Raw genomic sequence first — 20,653 nt, forward strand, 5'->3', positions numbered from 1 at the left:
GCCCGCCTCAAGGTGCTGAAGACCGAGGAGCCGTCGGGCCGCAAGGCCGGCATCAAGGTCAAGTCGGTCGCCGAGCTGGTCGAGAAACTCAAGACCGAAGCCGGCGTTTTGTAAGTTCAGGGAAAGGGAGATTTTATCATGGCCATTCTTCTTCTGGCTGACCACGACAGCAACCACCTTTCCGACCAGACCGCCAAGGCTCTGAGCGCTGCTTCGAAGATCGGTGGCGACGTTCATGTGCTGGTCGCCGGTAGCGGCGCCAAGGCGGCGGCCGAACAGGCTGCCAAGCTTTCGGGCGTATCCAAGGTGCTCGTCGCCGACGACGCCTCGCTTGCCAACAACCTCGCCGAGCCCTTGGCAGCCCTGATCGTCTCGCTTGCCGGCAACTACGACACGATCGTCGCGGCTGCGACCTCGGTCGGCAAGAACGTCATGCCGCGTGTTGCAGCGCTGCTCGACGTCGCCCAGGTCTCGGAAATCATCGAAGTCGTTTCGTCCGATACCTTCAAGCGCCCGATCTATGCCGGCAACGCCATCCAGACGGTGCAGACGACGGAAGCCAAGCGCGTCATCACCGTGCGCACCGCCTCCTTCGCCTCTGCCGCAGAAGGCGGTTCGGCCGCGATCGAAAGTGTCGCGGCTGCCGCCAACCCGGGTGTCTCCAGCTTCGTCGCCGACGCGCTGTCGTCGTCCGACCGTCCGGAGCTGACCTCGGCCAAGATCATCATCTCCGGTGGTCGTGCGCTCGGCTCGTCGGAAAAATTCCAGGAAGTCATCCTGCCGGTTGCCGACAAGCTCGGCGCTGCCGTCGGCGCATCGCGTGCCGCCGTCGACGCCGGCTACGCGCCGAACGACTGGCAGGTCGGTCAGACCGGCAAGGTGGTGGCACCCGATCTTTACATCGCCTGCGGCATCTCCGGTGCGATCCAGCACCTCGCCGGCATGAAGGATTCGAAGGTCATCGTCGCGATCAACAAGGACGAAGAGGCACCGATCTTCCAGGTCGCCGACTACGGCCTGGTTGCCGATCTCTTCGAAGCGCTGCCAGAGTTGCAGAAGGCCCTTTGAGCATTCTCGATGGCCAGCCGCGAGCCCCTGAAAAGGGCTGGCAAAAGCGCGGACTTGGCATTAACAATCTACCGGGCCGGCCAAACCGGCCCGGTTTGCGTGTCTGATGGCGGCCTCACCGCCAACTCTTGAAGATGGATGTTCGCCGCGATGATCAAGACTGTCGGAATTATTGGTGCCGGGCAAATGGGCTGTGGCATCGCGCATGTTTCGGCAATCGCCGGATACAAGGTGCAGATCTACGATCTTGCCGCTGAACGGATCGAAGCAGGCCTCGCCACCATCAACGGCAACCTCGCCCGCCAGGTATCGTCCGGCAAGATGACCGACGAGGCCCGCAAGGCAGCACTTGCCCTGATCAAGGGTTCCTCCGACATCAACGACCTGTCGCAGGCCGACCTCGTCATTGAAGCCGTCACCGAAGACGAGACGATCAAGCGCAAGATCTACGGCCAGGTTTGTCCGATCCTGAAGCCGGAAGCGATTCTGGCGACCAACACCTCTTCCCTCTCGATCACCCGCCTGGCCTCGGCCACAGATCGCCCCGAGCATTTCATGGGCATCCACTTCATGAACCCGGTTCCGGTCATGAAGCTGGTCGAGCTCGTGCGTGGCATCGCCACCGACGAGCAGACCTTCAAGACCGCCAAGGAATTCGTTGCGACGCTCGACAAGACCGTAACGGTCGCCGAAGATTTCCCGGCCTTCATCGTCAACCGCATCCTGCTGCCGATGATCAACGAGGCGATCTACACGCTTTACGAAGGCGTCGGCAGCGTCGAGGCCATCGACACGGCGATGAAGCTTGGCGCCAACCATCCGATGGGTCCGCTGCAGCTTGCCGACTTCATCGGCCTCGACACCTGCCTGTCGATCATGCAGGTGCTCTATGACGGCCTGGCGGATTCGAAGTACCGCCCCTGCCCGCTTCTGGTGAAGTATGTGGAGGCTGGCTGGCTCGGCCGCAAATCCGGCCGCGGCTTCTACGACTACCGCGGCGAAGTGCCGGTTCCGACCCGCTAAAATCCGTCAGCATCCGACAAGAAAAAACCCGGCGCTCCGCCGGGTTTTGTATTTGCACGCCGGCAAATCTGCGATCAGCTGCCGGCGGCCGGGGCGACAGCGGCGCTGATCAGTGCCTTCGCATCGTCGCTGTCCCAGGCGGCCGGGCCGTTCATCGAGCCGATGAGGCAGCCCTTGTCGTCGAGCAGCAAGGTCGCCGGCAGGCCGAAGGCAAGGCCTTCCTTCTTCATGTTGTTGAAGACGCCCATAGAGGCATCGCGATAGTAGGCAAGCTCTTGGACCGCGGTCTCGTCGAGAAAGGCCTTCGGCTTTTCGTCGTCGCCGACATCGATATTGATCGCCACCACTTCGAACTTGTCGCTGCCGAGCGACTTCTGCAGCGCGTTGAGCGCCGGCATTTCCTCGCGGCAGGGCACGCACCAGGTGGCCCAGAGGTTGACCAACAGGGTCTTGCCGGCAAAGGCTGAGACATTGGTCGGCTTGCCGTCCGGACCGTTGAAGTCGAGCGCGATCGGCCGCGGCGACGAAGCCGGCGACATGGCAGCGACCTGCCCCTTCATGAACGGCTTCAAGGACGCGACCTTGGCTGATGTCAGCGGGCAGCCGGCAGCGGCCGTTTCAGTCGCCTCGCCATTGCCAGACCCGGTCTCCTTCACGTATACCGCTGCCGCACCGACGATCACGCCAAACAGGGCGGCGAGCGCGAACAGTTTCACGGCCGGGGGGGATTTCTTCTGGTCGGGCATTTCATACTCCAAGGCGGGCATTCTTCATGGCTGACGGCAATTCCGAGACGAAATCCTCCAACCAAATGTGGGGCGGTCGCTTTGCCTCGGGTCCGGACGCGATCATGGAGGAGATAAATGCCTCGATCGGCTTCGACAAGAAGCTCTATGCCCAGGACATCCGCGGCTCAATAGCGCATGCGACGATGCTGGCGCATCAAGGCATCATTTCGGCCGAAGACAAAGACAAGATCGTTCACGGTCTCAACACGATCCTGTCAGAGATCGAAAGCGGCCAGTTCGAGTTCTCGCGCCGCCTCGAAGACATCCACATGAACATCGAGGCACGGCTTGCGACGCTGATCGGTCCCTCCGCCGGTCGCCTGCACACCGCCCGCTCGCGCAACGACCAGGTGGCGCTCGACTTCCGCCTCTGGGTCAAGGAAGAGCTGCAGCGCACCGAGAAGGCGCTGACGGCGCTGATCGCCGCCTTCCTCGACCGTGCCGAAGAACATGCCGATACCGTTATGCCGGGCTTCACCCACCTGCAGACCGCGCAGCCGGTCACCTTCGGCCACCATTGCATGGCCTACGTGGAAATGTTTGGCCGCGACCGCTCGCGCGTGCGCCATGCCATCGAGCATATGGACGAAAGCCCGATTGGTGCTGCGGCCCTTGCCGGCACCGGCTTCCCGATCGACCGGCACATGACGGCAAAAGCGCTCGGCTTCGCCGGCCCGACCCGCAACTCGATCGACACCGTGTCCGACCGCGACTTCGCGCTCGAATTCCTGTCGATGGCATCGATCACGGCTACGCACCTGTCGCGCCTTGCCGAAGAGATCGTCATCTGGTCGACGCCGCAATTCGGCTTCATCCGCCTGTCGGATGCGTTTTCGACCGGCTCCTCGATCATGCCGCAGAAGAAGAACCCGGATGCCGCCGAGCTGGTGCGCGCCAAGACCGGCCGCATCAACGGTTCGTTGGTAGCACTTCTGACGGTCATGAAGGGCCTGCCGCTCGCCTATTCCAAGGACATGCAGGAAGACAAGGAACAGGTCTTCGACGCCGCCGAGAGCCTTGAGCTGGCGATTGCCGCCATGACCGGCATGGTGCGCGACATGACAATCCGCACCGATCGCATGAAGGCGGCCGCTGGCTCCGGCTATTCCACCGCGACCGATCTCGCGGACTGGCTGGTGCGCGAGGCGGGCCTGCCCTTCCGCGACGCCCACCACGTCACCGGCCGCGCCGTCGCGCTCGCCGAACAGAAGGCGTGCGACCTGGCGGATCTCTCGCTTGCCGATCTGCAATCGATCCATGCGGACATCACCGAGAAGGTCTTCGACGTTCTGACGGTCGAGGCTTCGGTTGCCAGCCGCACCTCCTTCGGCGGCACTGCGCCCAACGAGGTTCGCAAACAGATCGCCTGGTGGCGCGCCCGAAACTAAGGGATGAGCGAAGGTGTGGGCGGCCTCCGCACGCAAATTCAGGGTGCACAAGCGCCTGAAAAATCGATAAGACATCGCACCAGCATCAGTCCCGCGAAGGAAAATAACGATGACATTCACGAAGGCGGCCCGGCTTGCGCTCCTGCTGGCGATCCCCGGGCTGGTTCTTGTCGGTTGCGGACGCAAGGGCGATCTCGACCGCCCCGGCTCGACGGCGCCGATCAACACCAAGGCGCCCGCCGGCACCGTCGAGCAGAAGGAAAAACCGGACGATCGTCCCTTCCTGCTCGATCCCCTCCTTTAGATCCGCTCATCGTTTCCAACGAAGCATTGAATTGATCTAACTCTTTGAAATTACGCAATTCCGGACGAAAAACCGCTTCATACTCTCCTGGAATTGCGCAAAAGCCGAGCTGCAGCCGTGAACCACTTCCAGTACCGCGACGGAATCCTCTACGCTGAAGACGTGCCGGTCACCGACATCGCCCGCGCCGTCGGCACGCCTTTCTATTGCTATTCGACCGCCACGCTCGAGCGCCACTACACGGTCTTTTCCAAGGCCTTCGCCGATGTGGACGCGATGGTCTGCTATGCGATGAAGGCCAACTCGAACCAGGCGGTGCTGAAGACGCTCGGTCGCCTGGGCGCCGGTGTCGACGTCGTCTCGGGCGGCGAACTGCGCCGCGCCCTTGCAGCCGGCATTCCCGCCAGCCGGATCATGTTCTCTGGCGTCGGCAAGACGCCGCAGGAAATGGATCTCGCGCTGGACGCCGGCATCTATTGCTTCAACGTCGAATCCGAGCCGGAACTCGAGGTGCTGAACCAGCGCGCCGTGCGCGCCGGCAAGCGTGCCCACGTTTCCTTCCGCATCAATCCTGACGTTGACGCCAAGACCCACGCCAAGATCTCGACGGGCAAGAAGGAAAACAAGTTCGGCATATCCTGGGAGCGCGCCCGCGCCGTCTATGCCCATGCGGCCACGCTGCCCGGCATCCAGGTCACCGGCATCGACATGCATATCGGCAGCCAGATCACCGAGCTGCAGCCCTTCGACGATGCCTTCAAGCTGCTGCGCGAGCTGGTCGACACGCTGCGCTCCGACGGCCATTCGATCGACCACGTCGATATCGGCGGAGGCTTGGGCATTCCCTACAAGGACGACAACAATCCGCCGCCGCTGCCGGATGCCTATGCGGAAATCGTCAAGAGCCAGTTGCAGTCGCTCGGCTGCAAGATCGTCACCGAACCGGGCCGGCTGATCGTCGGCAATGCCGGTATCCTCGTGACCGAAGTGATCTACGTGAAGGATGGCGGCGACAAGACCTTCGTCATCGTCGACGGCGCGATGAACGACCTTATCCGCCCGACGCTTTATGAGGCTTATCACGAGATCCGCCCTGTTCGCATCTCCGCCGCCAACGCCCCGCGCATCCGTGCCGACGTCGTTGGGCCCGTCTGCGAAACCGGCGACTACCTGGCGCTCGATCGCGAGATGGCGATGCCGAAGCCCGGCGATCTCTTCGCCATCAGCTCGGCAGGTGCCTATGGCGCCGTCCAGGCCAGCACCTACAATTCCCGTCTGCTGATCCCCGAAGTGCTGGTCAAGGGCGACCGCTTCCACGTGGTTCGTCCGCGTCAGGACCATGATGCCCTGATCGGCCTCGATTCGGTTCCGGACTGGCTCGCCTGAGGCGACCCGCACCAACAACGACAATCTGTGGATCGGCCACCCGGGCGATCACGATTCTGTTTGCGCCCTCGTCTTCGCCACAAACGATGGTATCCTGAGTGTCAGCGGGATAAGCTGAGCTGCGCCGTTTCCGGCCGCATCTCGCTTTACGATATAGGGTCAGCCACAAGGGTTGATGGGCGACCGAAAGGAAACTTGGGCGGATGACGCAATTCCGGCAGGATGAAACGCCACAACCGAAGCCGTTTTCGAGAACCCTGGCACTGAAGAGATGGCTGGCGCGCTCGGTGCTGGTCGCCGAACAGTTTCTGCCGCGCATCCTCCTGCCCGGCTCCATCGTGCTTCTGTTCCTCGCCTTCGCCTGGCTCGGCTTCTTCCGCGTGGCACCGTTCTGGCTGCATGCCGCAGCCCTCTTTGCCTTCGCCATCGGTTTTCTCGCATCGCTGTTTCCGCTGACGCGGATCCGTTTGCCCAGAAATGTCGACGCCGACCGCATGCTGGAAGAGCGCAACGCCCTGCCCCACCAGGCGATCCGCGTCCAGGACGATCGGCCGGCAACCGACAATCCACTGGGCGAAGCGCTGTGGCGCGAGCACCAGGCCCGCATGGCACGGATGATCGGCGCGCTCGAGACGGGGCTTCCGCGTCCTGATATCGCCCGGCACGATCCTTTTGCCCTGCGTGCCGTACCGGTGCTTCTCGCCTGTGTCGCCTTCGCCTATTCCTATTCCAACCGCGCCGGCCTGCTCAGCGACGCGCTGCGCCTGCCGCAGGCTGCGGTCGAAACGGCCGATATCCGCATCGATGCCTGGGTGACGCCACCCGCCTATACCGGCCGTGCCCCGATTTTCCTCACCGGAAAGCCGGAGGCCGTATCGGCTGCGGAGGACACCGGGGCGATTACCATCCCGCAGTTCAGCGACCTGACGGTCCGTGTCACCGGGGCCGGACCGGACCAGATCGTCCGCTTTGCGGAAAGCGGCGCGGTCAACGCAATCGCCATTCCGGCGGCCGGCGAGAAAGCCGGGGAAACGAAGCCCAAGCCGAAGGTAGGCGAGGCCGGGCCCAAGGTCGCCGAAATGGTTGCGTCAGAGCCTGCCCGCATTCCGAATGCCGTGCGCAACCATGTCTACAAGGTCGTCAAGGACGGCGAGCTTGTCGTCGGGGATCGGCGCTGGGCTTTCAAGATCATTCCGGATGGTGTGCCGCAGATCTCCTTCGACGGCATTCCTCGTCCGACTATCAATGCGGCGCTGGAAATCACCTTCGCTGCAACGGACGATTACGGCATCGCTCAGGCCTGGGCCGAGATCCAGCCGCTCGACGAAGCTCCGGAGGGGGCTCGCCCGCTCTATCCGCTGCCGGAATACCGGCTCGATCTGCCGCGGCGCAACGCGCGCGAAGCCAAGGGCACGACCAGCCGAAACCTCAGCGAACACCCGCTCGCCGGCAAGCGCGTGAAGGTCACCCTCGCCGCCCGCGACGCCGCGGGCCAGGAGGGCCGCAGCCCGCCGCATGAAATGATCCTGCCCGCCCGCCAGTTCATCCAGCCGCTCGCCGGTGCAGTCGCCGAGCAACGCCAGGTCTTCGCCCTCAACGCCAACGACCTGCCGCGCGCGGTCGACCTCAACGATGCCGTTGCTTCCCTTGCCGAGGACTGGATCCCCAACCTCACGCATTTCCTGCTGCTGAAATCGGCTCGCACGCGCATGGCGCTTGCCTACAACGACGACATGCTGCGTGACGCCGCCGGATACCTATGGGAGATCGCGCTCGGCATCGAAGATGGCGACCTGTCGCTCGCCGAGCGGCGTCTTCGCGACGCACAGCAGGCGCTCTCGGACGCGCTGGAACGCAATGCGTCCGACCAGGAAATCGCCAAGCTGATGCAGGAGCTGCGCCAGGCCATGCAGGAGTACATGCAGGCCCTCGCCCAGCAGGCGGCGAAAGACCCGCGCATGGCCGGCAAGATGAACCCGAACAACATCCTGCGCCAGCAGGACCTCGAAAGGATGATGAACCAGATCGAGAACCTGGCGCGCTCCGGCGCGCGCGATCAGGCACGCCAGTTGCTGTCGGAACTGCAGCGGATGATGAACAATCTGCAGGCCGGCCGCGGCCAGCAGCAGATGGGCCAGCAGAACGATGCCATGAGCCAGCAGATCGAGAAGCTCGGCAAATTGCTGCAGGATCAGCAAAAGCTCATGGACGAGACCTTCAAGCTCGACCAGGCGCAGCGCGACCGGATGCAGCGCGGCGATCCGTTGCAGGGCGAGGATAACGAGCTCTTCGGTCAGGAGATGCCGCAGGATCCGGAACAGCGCGGCGATCCGAATGGCCAGCCCAACCCGCTCGACGAGATGACCGCGGAACAGCTGAAGGATGCGCTCAAGCAGTTGAAGCAGCAGCAGGATGCGCTTGGCAAGCAGCTCGGAGAACTCAACAAGAGCCTCGAAAGCATGGGCATCAAGCCAGGCAAGGGCTTTGGCGAAGCCAAGCGGGAAATGGACGGGGCCTCCGGCGCGCTTGGCAAGGGCCAAGGCGAACAGGCGGTCGGCAATCAAGGCCGCGCGCTACAGGCGCTGCGCCAGGGTGCCCAGGACATGATGAACCAGATGCAGAGCCAGGGTCAGGGCCCGGGCATGGGTGTCCCGCAATTCGGCCAGAACGGCCGCGATCCGCTCGGCAGGCCTCAGAGCAATCGGGGTCCGGAATTTGGCGACCACGTAAAGGTGCCCGAGGAATTTGACACGCAACGCGCCCGTCAGATCCTCGAAGAGATCCGCCGCCGGCTCGGGGATAACCTGTCGCCGGAGGCCGAGCGGCAATATCTCGAGCGCCTGCTCGACATGCAATGAGCCGTAGCTGGTTCGGGCCAGCCGATCCGATGTTCCGGTCCTCGCGAGGCGCGGCGTTGCGACGCCTAGAGCAATTCCAGGAAAAGTGCGAAACGGTTTTCCGTGCGGAATTGCGTAATTTCAAAGGCTTAGGTCATTTCAGTGTTTCGATGAAACAATGAAATGATCTAGTCCTCACGCCCACGACCTCGGCAGCAATCAGTTGTCGGATTGGGCTTCGTCAGGCAGCCAGCGCGAGCGCAACGGCCTTGCGGATATCGGGAAGGGAAAAGGGCTTGGAGATGACGTCGACGATCTTGTCGGCCAGATCGTCCGCCCGCTCGCGCTGTTCGGCATAGCCGGTCATCAGCAGGATCTTCATTGCCGGAAAGGCAGCCGACGCCTGATGCGTCAGCTCGATGCCGTCCATGACGGGCATGCGAATGTCGGAAAGCAGGAGATCGAAAGCCTCGCTCTGGAGGCAGGCAAGGCCGTCGGCACCGTCGCCCGCCTCGACCGTCTCATGGCCGTCGAGCTTCAGTGCCCGCGCGACGAAGGAACGCAACGCATCCTCGTCCTCGGTAATCAGGATTTTCGCCATCATGGCCTCCGCGTTTCCGAGGCGCGGCTTTCACGCCGACGCCCGCACCCGATCCAAAAGGTTACAGCGGGCGTCGGTCATCGACCGAACACGACGGCGCTGCAGCACCGCCAATCCGATAGGGAATCACCACGCGGTACATCCCCAACCAACCAGTTTTTCGTTTGTGTTCGGTAAACGCGCGGCGACCGGATTTCAGGGTCGGCGTGCCGTTTTGACACGCCCTACTCGGCGTCGCCGGTAACGACACCTACAAAAGGCAGCTCGCGGAAGGCATAGGCGACATCCATGCCATAGCCGACGACGAAGTGATCCGGGCATTCGAAACCGACATAATCGGCTTCGAGCTCGACCTTGCGCTTGACCCGCTTGTCGAGCAGCACGGCGATCGTCACGTTGCGCGCGCCGCGCTCGTACATCAACTCCTTGGCGAAACGCAGTGTCCGGCCGGATTCGAGAATGTCGTCGATCAAGAGCACGTCACGCCCATGCACGTCGCTGTCGATGTCCTTGATGATCTTCACGCCCTGAGAGACCGTACCGAGCCCGTAGCTCGACAGCGTGATGAACTCGACTTCCGGTGCAAGGCCGGTGTTGTGCATGGCGCGGATCAGGTCTGCAGCAAAGATGAACGATCCCTTGAGCACCGCGATCACCAGCAGATCCTTGTGCGGACCGTGGACGATCATCCCGGCCAGCTCGCTGTTGCGCGCGGCAATCGTTTCGGCCGTGTAGAGAGGTTCGATATTCTTACCGCGAACAACGGGCATCAAGGCTTCTCCAGCGTTTCATCCGGAAGACCAAAGCCTTCCCATCCGCGCCGCTTAGCACAATCAGCGGGCTGAAACACCGTTTTCAGCGAAGGAAACCGTCACATCGGGCATTTTTCCACCTGCATAGGGCAGCCGCGTCCTGAAATGACGGCTCTCCCCCGGTGCGATTGCCGCGCCTTCCGGCATCACGCGCGTGGTCGTAACCTGGCGCCCGTTGGCCGCCACCCCCACCACGACGAGCGGCATGCGCTGTTCGACATCGGAGCGGTTGTCGATCGAGCCGTAGACGGAGAGCACCCGCATGCCGCCGGAATAGTCGAGTGAGCTCGTGACACCTGATATCGCAAGCGGCTGGACATCGGCTTGCCCGTCGCCCGCGAACCCGACGATCACCAGAAAGGATGCGAGTGCGAAACCCGCGACCAGGCCCGCGAAGCGGCGCGCCGGCATGTCGCGCAGCCGCTCTTCGGCGAGGCTCAACAGTCGGCCGGTAAGCGACGTTTCATCGGCCACGACCGTCAAGGTCGGCCGTTTCTGATTTCCCATCTTGGCATTGTCGTTGAACACCGGATAGGGCGCTCGGCGCGACGAGGCAGCAATCACCTCGAACTCGGCATCGACATAGTCGATGCGTCGCGGCATCGCGGCTGCCTCACGACCGCCCCGTTCGGGAGGCAGGAAGTCCGCCGAAGCGCCGGCGGTTTTGGTCCGGAATGCATGCATGACCAGTTCCTCCTGTCTCACAGGGGGACGGCGCGGCCACTCGACCTACCGCCTCGACTGCGAAACCATCGGGCAATGCGCGAACCCTTGGCATGCAAGAATCTAGGCATTGCATCAAATCTTTCCGACACGTAAACCGGAATGGTTAATGTTTCGGAAAGACGTCGCGAAAGCGGCACCTTTTCATGAAAAATTAACCGCTGCTTAACCATGATTCCGCTGGCGGTTTTGCCTTTCGAGGCTGGTCGTCCTATGCGCGGAGGACCGGAACCGGCCGTCGGTTGCAGGGCCGTGAGAGAGACTGGGCTGCCGCTTGATTCATTTTGAGAACGTCGGACTGCGCTATGGCATGGGACCGGAAATCCTCCGGGACCTGACCTTCGATATTCCGCGCCGTTCGTTCCAGTTCCTGACCGGTCCGTCGGGCGCCGGCAAGACCACCCTATTGAGACTGCTGTTCCTCTCGCTGCAGCCGACGCGCGGCCTGATCCGGATGTTCGACCGCAACATCTCGTCGATCCCGCGCGAGGAGTTCCCGATGCTGCGCCGGCGCGTCGGCATCGTCTTCCAGGATTTTCGCCTGCTCGATCACCTCACCACCTATGAGAACGTCGCTCTGCCGCTGCGCGTCCGCGGCAAGGAGGAATCGAGCTATCGCGCCGACGTGCTGGAACTGTTGAAATGGGTCGGCCTCGGCGAGCGCATCAATGTCCTGCCGCCAGTCCTTTCAGGCGGCGAGAAGCAGCGCGCGGCAATCGCCCGGGCACTGATCGACCGGCCGGAGATCCTGCTTGCCGACGAACCGACCGGCAACGTCGATCCGCCGATGGCCAGGCGCCTCCTCAATCTCTTCCTCGAACTGAACCGGCTCGGCACCGCAGTGGTGATCGCCACCCACGATCTGTCGCTGATGGATCAGGTGGAGGCGCGACGCATGATCCTTTCGCAGGGGCGGCTCGACATCTATGAGTGACAGCCGCACGAAACGCCAGAACAGCGCACCCGAGCAACCGCCGGAACAGCAGCCCCGCCGAACGGAAATGCGCGTGCGGCCGACCGGCCCGATCGTGCCTTCGACCAATGTCTCCGGCCATGCGCTGATGTGCGTCATCGCCATCATGTCGTTCCTTGCCTGCCTGACGCTCGGCGGCGTCAGCATGGTCAGGGCAACGGCCCAGAGCTGGCAGTCGCAGATCTCCCGCGAGATCACCGTCCAGATCAAGCCGGACGATAGCCTCGACATGGAGAAGGCGCTCGCCGATGCCCGCGATCTGGCGCTGACCTTCAGCGGCACGACCGATGGCAAGATCGTTGATCGCGCCGCCACTGCGCGTCTCCTGGAACCTTGGCTCGGCGAGGGCCTCGATCTCGACGAATTGCCGGTGCCGCGGCTGATCATCATCACCATCGACGAAAACAATCCGCCCGATTTCGCCGCCATGCGCAAGGCGCTGACCGAGACGATCCCGCAGGCCTTCCTCGACGATCACCGCACCTGGGTCGACCGGCTCGTCGCCATGGCCAATACCACGGCGATGATCGGCACCGGCGTGCTGGCCCTCGTGTTCTCCGCCATGGTGCTGACGGTGATCTTCGCCACCCGCGGCGCCCTTTCCGGCAACCGCCACATCGTCGAGGTGCTGCATTTCGTCGGTGCCGAGGCCGGTTTCGTCGCCTCCGAATTCCAGAAGCATTTTCTGAGAATCAGCCTCAAGGGTGCCGGCACCGGCGGCCTTTTGGCCGCACTGTCCTTTGCGCTTGCCGGCTTCTGGCAGTCGCAGACATTGGCAACGCCGCAGACCGATCAGGCAACCGCCCTCTTCGGAACCTTTACTATCGGCTATGGTGGCTATCTCGGTATCGCCGCCATCATCGTCGTCATCGCCATCCTGACGACCGTGACCGCGCGCCTCACCGTCATGCGCACCATCTACGAGATCGACCTCATCCGTTCGGACCCCGGCCGCACGGATCTCTACCAGAGCTGAACTGCCCGATGTTTCGCCGTGCCTCGATCTATTCCTTGCCGTAATCTGTGGCTATGTGAAGAGAATCATGATGGCGCGAGAACTACGCGGGAACGGGATGGCCGAAGGAGGCAAATGGCAGGGGAGAGCCGACGATCGCCGGCGAACCCGCAGCCTCTTGCGCAAAATTCTCCGGCGAACCTTCTTCGTCCTGCTGTTGCCGCTCGCGCTCCTGATCGGCGCCTTCCTTAATTTCGCCGACACCGTCGCATCGCTGCAGCCGCCCGTGCATCCCAAGGCGGATGCGATCGTCGTGCTGACCGGTGGTTTCCAGCGCATCGACCAGGCGGTCGATCTCTTGAAGGGTGGCGCCGGCAAGCGCCTGCTGATCTCCGGCGTCCACCCGACGACCACCGGCAGCCAGATCCGCCGCAACACCCAGAGCTCCGCCGATCTCTTCAAATGCTGCGTCGATATCGGTCATGAGGCGATCGATACGATCGGCAACGCCACGGAGACCGCACAATGGATCCATGATCGCGGCTATACGAGCGTGCTCGTCGTCACCAACAATTACCATATGCCGCGCAGTCTGCTGGAGCTTCGGCGCACCCGCCCGGAGACGGAGTTCATCCCCTACCCGGTGGTCAATTCCGATCTGAAGACGACGAACTGGCTGCGCAACCCGATGGTGCTGAAATCGATCCTCCTGGAATTCGGGAAGTATACGATCGCATCGGTTCGCGATCTCGCCGGCGCCCGGCCGACGAGCGGTCTGCGCACCGATTCCTCCCGCGCCACGCCGGCGGAAGAATAGAGGCCTTCGAGAACGTCGCCGGCCTAAAGTGAGAGAGGGCAGTTTTCCTTCGGCACGGTTTCGTGTAGGCAGCGATCAATCGGCCTGACGCCGAGCCCCTTAAGAACTCGCCTACGAGAGCGTGCCTGATGATCGTCTTGCGTTCGATCCTTTTCAACACGGTGTTCTACGCCAATCTGATCGTGCAGATGATCGTGCTGACGCCGATCTATTTCCTGCTGCCGCGCAAGAAGGCCTGGTTCGTGCCGAAGAACTGGGTGCGCAGCAATCACTGGCTGCTCGACAAGATGGTCGGGACGACCTTTGAGATCGAAGGCTTGGAGAACCTCCCGAAGGTCCCCTACATCTTCGCCCCCAAGCACCAGTCCTTCTGGGATGCCTATGCGCTGCTCCCCTGGCTCGAGGATCCCTTCTACATCCTGAAGCGCGAGCTCACCTGGATCCCGCTGTTCGGCTGGTACATCCTCAAGCAGCGCATGGTTCCGGTGAACCGGGCCGCCCGCGGCAAGGCCATGACCGGCGTCATGGACCGTACCAAGCAGGAAATGGCAACGGGCCGCGAACTCATCATCTACCCGGAAGGCACGCGTCGCCCGCCGGGCGCTCCGCCGGAATACAAATACGGGATCGCGCGCCTCTACCGCGACCTCAACGTGCCGGTCGTGCCGGTCGCCATGCATCCCGGCCTCTTCTGGCCGCGCCGCAAGTTCCTGCGCTTTCCCGGCCACTTCAAGGTCCGCATCCTGCCGCCGGTCGAGGCGGGCATGGATCCGGATGCCTTCCTTGCCAAGCTCATGGAAGTCACGGAGAAGGCCAGCGACGAACTGCTTGTCGAAACGGTGAAGAACAATCCGCACCTGCCGCTGCCGCCGACCGCCGAGCAAAGGCTGAAGGAGCTGAAGGCCGCGGGCAGGGCCTGAGCGGTCAGGCCCGCGCACGCTGGCGTGTCTGCTCGAGCAGACCCACCACCTCTTCCAGCCAGTGATCGCGGATGCCCATTTCCTTGAGATGGGCAAGCGTGTTGAACACATACTCGCTGTTCGGCCCGGATTTTCCGGTCGAAACGGCGACGATATCGGCCGCCTCACCGGTGCTGAGCGTTCCGGCATACTGGACGTGGTCGCGGTCGATGACATAGGCAAGCGCCGGCACCCGCCGTCCGTCGGCAAGCAGCACCGGCATCGTGCGCTCCTTGTAGACATGCGTCACCAGCTCACGCTCGCGCAGATAGTCGGTAACACTCTCCCGCTGCCGACGCTCGACGCGAAAAGCCGTGCCGATGCAGGAGCCGCCACGGTCGAGCCCAAGCACCAGTCCCGGCCGTTGTTCGGTGCCGCGGTGAACCCAGGAATGCACGCAGAGCGACCGGCGATAGCCGAATGCGCGTGCCGTCAGCTTCTCCTCGAAGGCAAAGCCCGGGTTCCACATCAGCGACCCGTAGCCAAAGACCCAAAATTCGTCCATATCCACTGTCATTCAACCCGTGCTGTCTGCTCTCGCCACCGAATCATCATCGGCTTGTAGGAATGGTCAGCCATGTCGGTTTCTACGGCACAGCATCTCGGCACGAAAGAGACAAGCTCGTCCTCGTGCACCCGAAGACAAGAATAGTTTTGCGGATCGACGGCGCCACCCGAAAGGCAGCCGCAGTCCAGTTTAGAGTGAGGTATCCGCGCCCATGTCGGCAACCGCAGTTTCCAATCCCTCGCCGGTCAGCCGGAAGTTCCGCTGGCTGACGGCAGGCATCGTGCTTGTCGCTGGCATCTATTCGGCCGGCTGGTTCCTCGCCGCCGATCAGATCGAGAAACGTCTCACGGCCCGTCTTGCCGATGGACAGGCAGCCGGCCTCGGCGGCGAATGCACGAACATGGACGTGCGCGGCTTTCCGTTCCGCATCGGCCTCTTCTGCGACAAGGTCCACCTCGACGACACCCGCCATGGCACATCCGCCTCCTTCGGGGCGCTGCGGACAGCCGCCCAGGTCTACCAGCCCGGCCACGCCGTGATCGAGCTCGACGGCCCGGCCGAAATCCGGGCGTCGCCCGGCCTCAACGTCTTCGCCGACTGGACGCTGCTGCATGCGAGCGTGCGCGCGACCTTGTCCGGTGTCGACCGCACCTCGCTCACCTATGACAACCTCACCGGCCGAGTGCGCCTGCCGCTTTCGGGCGAGGGTCTTGGCTTCGGCGCCAGCCACGGCGAACTGCACCTGCGCCAGAACGGCGCGGACCTTGATGCCGCTTTGAGCGTCGACAAGCTCGATCTTCGTCCGGAGGAAGGCCCGAGCTACGCGCCGCCGGCGACCGTCGCTGCGGACCTGACCTTCACCGACAAGGCCGGGTGGATGGCAACCACGCCGACGCCGGAGATGTTTCGCGGCAGCAAGGGCGAACTCCGACAGCTCACCCTCGATCTCGGCTCCGGCATGAACGCCAAGCTTTCCGGCCCGTTCTCGGTCAACGATCAGGGACTGATTTCCGGCGAGTTCTCGCTGACGATGACGAACATCGAGGCCTGGCGGGCCAATCTGGTCAAGCTGATCCCCGACGACGCCAACCTCGTCGACAATACCGCCAACATGCTGAAGGCGCTTGCCAACGGCAAGGACGAGGCGACCGTGAAACTCAACGTGCGCGACGGCACGGCGTTTCTCGCCTTCATCCCGATCGGCGTCCTGCCGACGCTATAGGTCGTCGTCAGACAAGGTTCCGGAGGGAAGGCCGTTAGCGGTCTTCCGGCCCTGCCGAGGCTATTTCTGATCCATGGCGTGTCGGCCGAAGTCCGGCATTGCCGTATCCTGGCCCGCCTGGATGATCGAGCGGCGGATGGCGCGGGTGCGGGTGAACAGGTCGAAGAGCTTCTCGCCGTCGCCCCAGCGGATCGCCCGCTGCAGATAGGCGAGATCTTCCGAAAACCGCGCCAGCATCTCCAGGATCGCGTCCTTGTTGTGCAGGCAGACGTCACGCCACATGGTGGGATCGGATGCTGCGAGACGGGTGAAGTCGCGGAAACCCGAGGCCGAATATTTGATGACTTCGGATTCGGTGACCGTCTCAAGATCATCGGCCGTTCCGACGATGTTGTAGGCGATGATATGCGGCAGGTGCGAGACGATCGCCAGCACCTTGTCGTGGTGTTCGGCGTCCATCTCCTCGACCATCGAGCCGAGCGTTTCCCAGAAACGCCGGAGCCGCGCCACCGCTTCCCCATCTGCCCCCTCCGGCGGCGTCAGGATGCACCAGCGGCCGCGGAAGAGGCCGACGAAGCCGGCATCCGGACCCGAGTGCTCGGTACCGGCGATCGGATGCCCTGGCACGAAATGAACGGTCTCGGGCAGATGCGGCGCCATCTGCGCGATCACCGAGCCTTTGGTCGAGCCGACATCGGTGACGATCGCACCGGGCTTCAGATGCGCCGCAATTTCGGCCGCGACGGCACCGGACGCGCCGACCGGGACCGAGACGATCACGAGGTCCGCGTCGCGAACGGCGTCGGCCGCAGACAGCGTATAGCGATCGCCGAGCCCGAGCTCCTGCGTACGCTTCAACGTCGCCTCGCTGCGCGTGGAGACGACGAGCGTACCGGCAAGCTGCTTCTCGCGGATGTCGCGCGCGATCGACGAGCCGATGAGACCAATGCCGATGAGGGCGATCGTTTCAAACTGCTGAGCCATTATTTCCGTCCCATGAATTCGGTCAGCGCCGCGATGACGCCTTCGTTGGCTTCTTCCGAGCCGATGGTCATGCGCAGCGCATTGGGGAAGCCGTAGCTGCGGACCGCCCGCAAGATATAGCCGCGGCTGGTCAGGAAATCATCGGCTTCCTCGGCCCGCCTACCGCTTTCCTCCGGAAAGTGGATCAGCACGAAATTCGTGACCGAGGGCGTGATGCGCAGGCCGAGCGCCTCAAGGGCTTCGCTGACACGCGCAAGCCAGGTGAGATTGTGATCGACCGCCGTTGCCACGAAAGCCTGATCACGGATCGCCGCTGCACCCGCCGCAATAGAGGGCGCACTGAGGTTGAACGGCCCACGGACACGGTCGACCGCGTCGATGACCTCCGGCGGTGCATACATCCAGCCGATGCGCAAACCCGCAAGGCCGTAGATCTTCGAGAAGGTGCGGGTCATCACCACATTGCGGCTGGCCGAGACGAGCTCGAGCCCGGCGGCATAGTCGTTGCGTCGCACATATTCGGCATAGGCCGCGTCGAGCACCAGCAGCACACCCTCGGGCAGCCCCGCATGCAGCCGGCGGACCTCATCGACAGGGATGTAGGTGCCGGTCGGGTTGGCCGGATTGGCGAGAAAGACGACCTTGGTGCGCTCGGTGACCGCCGCGAGAATGGCATCGACATCGACGCGCGCGTCCTTCTCCTTGACGGTAATGGGCGTCGCGCCCGCCGCCAGGATCTGGATCTTGTAGACGAGGAAGCCATGCTCGGTGATGATGCCTTCGTCGCCAGGCCCGAGATAGGTGTGGCAGAGAAGCCCGAGCAATTCGTCCGAGCCGTTGCCGCACATGATGTTTGCCGGGTTGAGGCCGTGCACGGCACCGATCGCCTCTCGAAGCGCCCGCGCCTGGCCATCCGGATAACGTTCGAGGCTGAAGGCAGCCGATTGGAAGGCCTCGATCGCCTTCGGGCTCGCGCCAAGCGGCGTCTCGTTGGACGAGAGTTTGTGCACCTTGGCGACACCCGGCGCATGCTCCTTGCCTGGCACATAAGCGGCAATATCCAGGATGCCGGAACGCGGCTCAGGGCTCTTCGAAGCAAGGCTCATTGGGTCAGCTTTCTATGGCCATCAAAGTGCTGCAGCGACCGATGCGTGCCTTGGGAGGCGCGCGGCGCTGCAGGCAGGAAAAGAGGTCAAGCCATTAGCGGCGCAAGCGGCTTTTGTCGAGGGTCCGCCGCGGCTCCGGCGCAGGTTAGCGGGTGGGATGCGGCCGCTCACGCGTGCTCGGCACGCCCTGCGGCGCCAGCACCGGCACGAAGACGCGGCGCGATGCGCGTGCGGCGACCGGCAGCCCCTGGTAAAGCCGCTTCTGCGCCTCGACGACGATGACGCCGGAGAAGACCGGCCAGAGTGAGCGTCCGAGCCGCTCGAAGCCCCGACGCAGCCGCAGGATGGCCCTGAGTTTCGACGGCGGGAAGAACAGCGCATCCGCCGTGGCGCCTGGCGTGAAGTTGGTCTCGCGCAGTAGCGCCGTCAACTGCCCACGCGAGTAGGGTCGCCCGGAACCGAAGGGCGTGTGCTCCATGCGCGCCCAGACGCCGCGCCGGTTGGGTACGACGATGACAAGGCGGCCCCCTGGCGCCAGCACCCGCCAGATCTCCTTCATGGTTTCCCGCGGGCTTTCGGCGAATTCCAGCGAATGCACCATCAGCACCCGGTCGATCGAGGCGTCGGGCAACGGCAACTCCTCATCGAACACCAGCGCCGTCGAGGAGAGCTCGGCAACCGGCCAGTTCACCGCCCCCTGCCCCGCCGGCATGAAGGCGAAGGTGCGCTCCGTGTCCTTGCGGAACCGTTCGAGATACGGAACGGCATAGCCGAGGCCGACCAGCCGCTCGTCCGGGAGCCGCGCCCAGACGGACGAAAGCGCCATGGTGACGGACTGCTCCGCCATCCGGCCGAGCTCGGAGTGATAGAATTCGCGCAGGTCGACGATATCGGTGTGCATTCGCAACATGTTAGCTTCGAAGCGGTAGACTTCAAGGTAAGGCTCGCTACATTCGGCAGCATTCCCTCTCTCCTGACCGGAGGACGTGCCATGGCCGCGTTCGAACTCGACCTCTTCCTCTGCCGCACCGATAATTTCGGCGTGCTGATCCATGACCCCGAAAGCGGCCTGACCGCCTCGATCGACGCGCCGGAAGAGGCGCCCATCCTGGAAGCGCTGGAGCGGCGCGGCTGGAAGCTCACTCACATCCTGACGACCCACCATCACGGCGACCACGTCGCGGCAAATGACGCCCTGAAGGAACGCTTTGGCGTCACGATCATCGGTCCCTTCGGCGAAGCCTCGAGAATTCCGGGGCTCGACAAGGCCGTGCGTCACGGCGAGCGCTTCGACTTTGCCGGTCATTCCGTCGAGGTGATCGAGACGCCGGGCCACACGGCCGGTCATATCTGCTTCCATTTCCCGCAGGACAAGCTGCTGTTTGCCGCCGACACCCTGTTCGCGCTCGGCTGCGGTCGTCTGTTCGAGGGGACGCCGGCGACCATGTGGCAGTCTCTCGGCCGGCTGATGGCGTTGCCGGACGACACGACAGTCTATTTCGGCCACGAATACACGCTGTCCAACGCCCGCTTCGCGGTCACGGTCGACCCTGAGAATTCCGAACTCAAGGCGCGCGCCGCCGAGATCGAGGAGACGCGCTGCGACGGCGGCTTTACGGCACCAACAACCATCGGCCTGGAGAAGCGCACGAACCCGTTCCTGCGCGCCACCGACCCCGGGATCCGCGCCCATCTCGGCATGCAGAACGCCGACGATGCCGCGGTTTTTGCCGAAATCCGCAAGCGGAAGGATAATTTCTAGTGGCTGAGGCGCAATCGGCAGCGGATATCATCCAGGCACTCGGCTTGGCGCGCCATCCGGAGGGCGGCTGGTACATCGAGACCTTTCGCGACACGGCCGGTGGCCCACGCGGACATTCGACGGCGATCTACTATCTGCTGGAACGTGGAGAACGCTCGCACTGGCACCGCGTCCGCGACGCAGTCGAGATCTGGCATTACCACGCCGGCGCGCCGCTCGAACTCAGCATCGCCGAAGATGGAGAACCTGCCGAGATGCTGCGGCTCGGGTCCGACATTCTCAACGGGGAAAGACCGCAGGGCGTGGTCCCCGCCGATTGGTGGCAGTCCGCCGCCTCGCTTGGCGATTGGACGTTGGTCGGCTGCACCGTCGCACCGGCATTTGATTTCGCCGCCTTCGAGATGGCGGCTCCCGACTGGCAGCCGCCCAAGCGATAA

General features: G+C 63.5%; 21 protein-coding genes and 1 pseudogene. 14 read left to right on the top strand and 8 right to left on the bottom strand.

The window, feature by feature from the left end; translation table 11 throughout:
• The 3 genes and pseudogenes from V7S54_RS16025 to V7S54_RS16035 form a co-directional block, all read left to right on the top strand.
• A pseudogene (locus V7S54_RS16025) lies at positions 1-114 on the top strand (electron transfer flavoprotein subunit beta/FixA family protein); the annotation flags it as partial.
• Positions 115-138: 24 nt separating this feature from the next.
• A complete protein-coding gene (locus V7S54_RS16030; protein WP_336408654.1) occupies positions 139-1,068 on the top strand; it encodes an electron transfer flavoprotein subunit alpha/FixB family protein in 930 nt (309 codons plus the stop codon).
• 150 nt (positions 1,069-1,218) lie between these two features.
• Positions 1,219-2,091, top strand: coding sequence for a 3-hydroxybutyryl-CoA dehydrogenase (locus tag V7S54_RS16035; protein WP_065375356.1), 873 nt, complete (start codon positions 1,219-1,221; stop codon positions 2,089-2,091).
• A 74-nt stretch (positions 2,092-2,165) separates the two neighbouring features.
• On the opposite strand, the gene tlpA is transcribed toward V7S54_RS16035, so the two are convergent.
• Positions 2,166-2,837, bottom strand: a complete 672-nt coding sequence (tlpA, locus tag V7S54_RS16040) for a thiol:disulfide interchange protein TlpA (RefSeq protein WP_065375355.1) — start codon at positions 2,835-2,837, stop codon at positions 2,166-2,168.
• Positions 2,838-2,863: 26 nt separating this feature from the next.
• On the opposite strand from tlpA, the gene argH reads away from it, so the two are divergent.
• The 4 genes from argH (at position 2,864) to V7S54_RS16060 (ending at position 8,815) form a co-directional block, all read left to right on the top strand.
• The gene (gene argH, locus V7S54_RS16045) at positions 2,864-4,267 is read left to right on the top strand and encodes an argininosuccinate lyase (protein WP_065375337.1); all 1,404 of its coding nucleotides are present in this window, start codon (positions 2,864-2,866) and stop codon (positions 4,265-4,267) included.
• Between the two features lie 109 nt (positions 4,268-4,376).
• The gene (gene lptM / locus V7S54_RS16050) at positions 4,377-4,571 is read left to right on the top strand and encodes an LPS translocon maturation chaperone LptM (RefSeq protein WP_057254769.1); all 195 of its coding nucleotides are present in this window, start codon (positions 4,377-4,379) and stop codon (positions 4,569-4,571) included.
• 117 nt (positions 4,572-4,688) lie between these two features.
• Positions 4,689-5,957: a diaminopimelate decarboxylase gene (lysA, locus tag V7S54_RS16055; protein ID WP_065375354.1), complete on the top strand. Its 1,269-nt coding sequence runs from the start codon at positions 4,689-4,691 to the stop codon at positions 5,955-5,957.
• Positions 5,958-6,160: 203 nt separating this feature from the next.
• Positions 6,161-8,815 carry a TIGR02302 family protein gene (locus V7S54_RS16060; protein WP_336408653.1) on the top strand — a complete coding sequence of 885 codons (2,655 nt, stop codon included), beginning with the start codon at positions 6,161-6,163 and terminating at the stop codon, positions 8,813-8,815.
• A gap of 220 nt (positions 8,816-9,035) precedes the next feature.
• On the opposite strand, the gene V7S54_RS16065 is transcribed toward V7S54_RS16060, so the two are convergent.
• The 3 genes from V7S54_RS16065 to V7S54_RS16075 form a co-directional block, all read right to left on the bottom strand.
• Entirely contained in the window at positions 9,036-9,395 is a 360-nt protein-coding gene (locus tag V7S54_RS16065; protein ID WP_057254840.1) for a response regulator, read from the bottom strand.
• A 224-nt stretch (positions 9,396-9,619) separates the two neighbouring features.
• Complete coding sequence (gene hpt / locus V7S54_RS16070; protein WP_065375335.1) at positions 9,620-10,165, bottom strand: hypoxanthine phosphoribosyltransferase; 546 nt, start codon at positions 10,163-10,165, stop codon at positions 9,620-9,622.
• Positions 10,166-10,228: 63 nt separating this feature from the next.
• Positions 10,229-10,891, bottom strand: a complete 663-nt coding sequence (locus V7S54_RS16075; RefSeq protein WP_065375334.1) for a hypothetical protein — start codon at positions 10,889-10,891, stop codon at positions 10,229-10,231.
• Between the two features lie 313 nt (positions 10,892-11,204).
• On the opposite strand from V7S54_RS16075, the gene ftsE reads away from it, so the two are divergent.
• The 4 genes from ftsE (at position 11,205) to V7S54_RS16095 (ending at position 14,595) form a co-directional block, all read left to right on the top strand.
• Positions 11,205-11,864, top strand: a complete 660-nt coding sequence (gene ftsE / locus V7S54_RS16080; protein WP_057254764.1) for a cell division ATP-binding protein FtsE — start codon at positions 11,205-11,207, stop codon at positions 11,862-11,864.
• Entirely contained in the window at positions 11,857-12,879 is a 1,023-nt protein-coding gene (locus tag V7S54_RS16085) for a cell division protein FtsX (protein WP_065375333.1), read from the top strand. Before ftsE ends, V7S54_RS16085 begins: the two co-directional genes overlap by 8 nt.
• Positions 12,880-12,976: 97 nt before the next feature.
• Positions 12,977-13,675: a YdcF family protein gene (locus tag V7S54_RS16090; RefSeq protein ID WP_065375332.1), complete on the top strand. Its 699-nt coding sequence runs from the start codon at positions 12,977-12,979 to the stop codon at positions 13,673-13,675.
• Between the two features lie 128 nt (positions 13,676-13,803).
• Positions 13,804-14,595, top strand: coding sequence for a lysophospholipid acyltransferase family protein (locus V7S54_RS16095; protein ID WP_065375331.1), 792 nt, complete (start codon positions 13,804-13,806; stop codon positions 14,593-14,595).
• Positions 14,596-14,599: 4 nt separating this feature from the next.
• Here V7S54_RS16095 and V7S54_RS16100 read toward each other — a convergent pair whose 3' ends face one another.
• Positions 14,600-15,151 (bottom strand): gamma-glutamylcyclotransferase, encoded by a 552-nt coding sequence (locus V7S54_RS16100; RefSeq protein ID WP_065375330.1) that lies wholly within the window; start codon positions 15,149-15,151, stop codon positions 14,600-14,602.
• Positions 15,152-15,353: 202 nt separating this feature from the next.
• On the opposite strand from V7S54_RS16100, the gene V7S54_RS16105 reads away from it, so the two are divergent.
• Complete coding sequence (locus V7S54_RS16105; RefSeq protein WP_065375329.1) at positions 15,354-16,364, top strand: DUF2125 domain-containing protein; 1,011 nt, start codon at positions 15,354-15,356, stop codon at positions 16,362-16,364.
• A gap of 60 nt (positions 16,365-16,424) precedes the next feature.
• Here V7S54_RS16105 and V7S54_RS16110 read toward each other — a convergent pair whose 3' ends face one another.
• The 3 genes from V7S54_RS16110 to V7S54_RS16120 all read right to left on the bottom strand — a co-directional run bounded on the left by V7S54_RS16110 (position 16,425) and on the right by V7S54_RS16120 (position 19,364).
• Positions 16,425-17,348: a prephenate/arogenate dehydrogenase family protein gene (locus V7S54_RS16110; protein WP_057254758.1), complete on the bottom strand. Its 924-nt coding sequence runs from the start codon at positions 17,346-17,348 to the stop codon at positions 16,425-16,427.
• The gene (hisC, locus tag V7S54_RS16115; RefSeq protein ID WP_065375328.1) at positions 17,348-18,454 is read right to left on the bottom strand and encodes a histidinol-phosphate transaminase; all 1,107 of its coding nucleotides are present in this window, start codon (positions 18,452-18,454) and stop codon (positions 17,348-17,350) included. The genes V7S54_RS16110 and hisC overlap by 1 nt, the downstream gene beginning before the upstream one ends.
• Positions 18,455-18,599: 145 nt before the next feature.
• Positions 18,600-19,364, bottom strand: coding sequence for a class I SAM-dependent methyltransferase (locus V7S54_RS16120; protein WP_141679460.1), 765 nt, complete (start codon positions 19,362-19,364; stop codon positions 18,600-18,602).
• Between the two features lie 81 nt (positions 19,365-19,445).
• Here V7S54_RS16120 and gloB point away from each other — a divergent pair, with 81 nt between their 5' ends.
• The gene (gene gloB, locus V7S54_RS16125; RefSeq protein WP_065375326.1) at positions 19,446-20,216 is read left to right on the top strand and encodes a hydroxyacylglutathione hydrolase; all 771 of its coding nucleotides are present in this window, start codon (positions 19,446-19,448) and stop codon (positions 20,214-20,216) included.
• On the top strand, positions 20,216-20,653 hold the full coding sequence (locus V7S54_RS16130) for a cupin domain-containing protein (protein WP_065375325.1): 438 nt from the start codon (positions 20,216-20,218) through the stop codon (positions 20,651-20,653). The genes gloB and V7S54_RS16130 overlap by 1 nt, the downstream gene beginning before the upstream one ends.

Origin of the sequence: Ensifer sp. CCNWLY38, assembly GCF_037120565.1 — a bacterium.
GTDB classification, from domain to species: Bacteria; Pseudomonadota; Alphaproteobacteria; order Rhizobiales; family Rhizobiaceae; genus Ensifer; species Ensifer adhaerens_H.

Coding starts and splice junctions, on each gene's coding strand:
- V7S54_RS16030 (WP_336408654.1), top strand. CDS start 139: ATGGCCATTCTTCTTCTGGCTGACCACGACAGCAACCACCTTTCCGAC.
- V7S54_RS16035 (WP_065375356.1), top strand. CDS start 1,219: ATGATCAAGACTGTCGGAATTATTGGTGCCGGGCAAATGGGCTGTGGC.
- tlpA (WP_065375355.1), bottom strand. CDS start 2,837: ATGCCCGACCAGAAGAAATCCCCCCCGGCCGTGAAACTGTTCGCGCTC.
- argH (WP_065375337.1), top strand. CDS start 2,864: ATGGCTGACGGCAATTCCGAGACGAAATCCTCCAACCAAATGTGGGGC.
- lptM (WP_057254769.1), top strand. CDS start 4,377: ATGACATTCACGAAGGCGGCCCGGCTTGCGCTCCTGCTGGCGATCCCC.
- V7S54_RS16060 (WP_336408653.1), top strand. CDS start 6,161: ATGACGCAATTCCGGCAGGATGAAACGCCACAACCGAAGCCGTTTTCG.
- V7S54_RS16065 (WP_057254840.1), bottom strand. CDS start 9,395: ATGGCGAAAATCCTGATTACCGAGGACGAGGATGCGTTGCGTTCCTTC.
- hpt (WP_065375335.1), bottom strand. CDS start 10,165: ATGCCCGTTGTTCGCGGTAAGAATATCGAACCTCTCTACACGGCCGAA.
- V7S54_RS16075 (WP_065375334.1), bottom strand. CDS start 10,891: ATGCATGCATTCCGGACCAAAACCGCCGGCGCTTCGGCGGACTTCCTG.
- V7S54_RS16085 (WP_065375333.1), top strand. CDS start 11,857: ATGAGTGACAGCCGCACGAAACGCCAGAACAGCGCACCCGAGCAACCG.
- V7S54_RS16090 (WP_065375332.1), top strand. CDS start 12,977: ATGGCCGAAGGAGGCAAATGGCAGGGGAGAGCCGACGATCGCCGGCGA.
- V7S54_RS16095 (WP_065375331.1), top strand. CDS start 13,804: ATGATCGTCTTGCGTTCGATCCTTTTCAACACGGTGTTCTACGCCAAT.
- V7S54_RS16100 (WP_065375330.1), bottom strand. CDS start 15,151: ATGACAGTGGATATGGACGAATTTTGGGTCTTTGGCTACGGGTCGCTG.
- V7S54_RS16105 (WP_065375329.1), top strand. CDS start 15,354: ATGTCGGCAACCGCAGTTTCCAATCCCTCGCCGGTCAGCCGGAAGTTC.
- V7S54_RS16110 (WP_057254758.1), bottom strand. CDS start 17,348: ATGGCTCAGCAGTTTGAAACGATCGCCCTCATCGGCATTGGTCTCATC.
- hisC (WP_065375328.1), bottom strand. CDS start 18,454: ATGAGCCTTGCTTCGAAGAGCCCTGAGCCGCGTTCCGGCATCCTGGAT.
- V7S54_RS16120 (WP_141679460.1), bottom strand. CDS start 19,364: ATGTTGCGAATGCACACCGATATCGTCGACCTGCGCGAATTCTATCAC.
- gloB (WP_065375326.1), top strand. CDS start 19,446: ATGGCCGCGTTCGAACTCGACCTCTTCCTCTGCCGCACCGATAATTTC.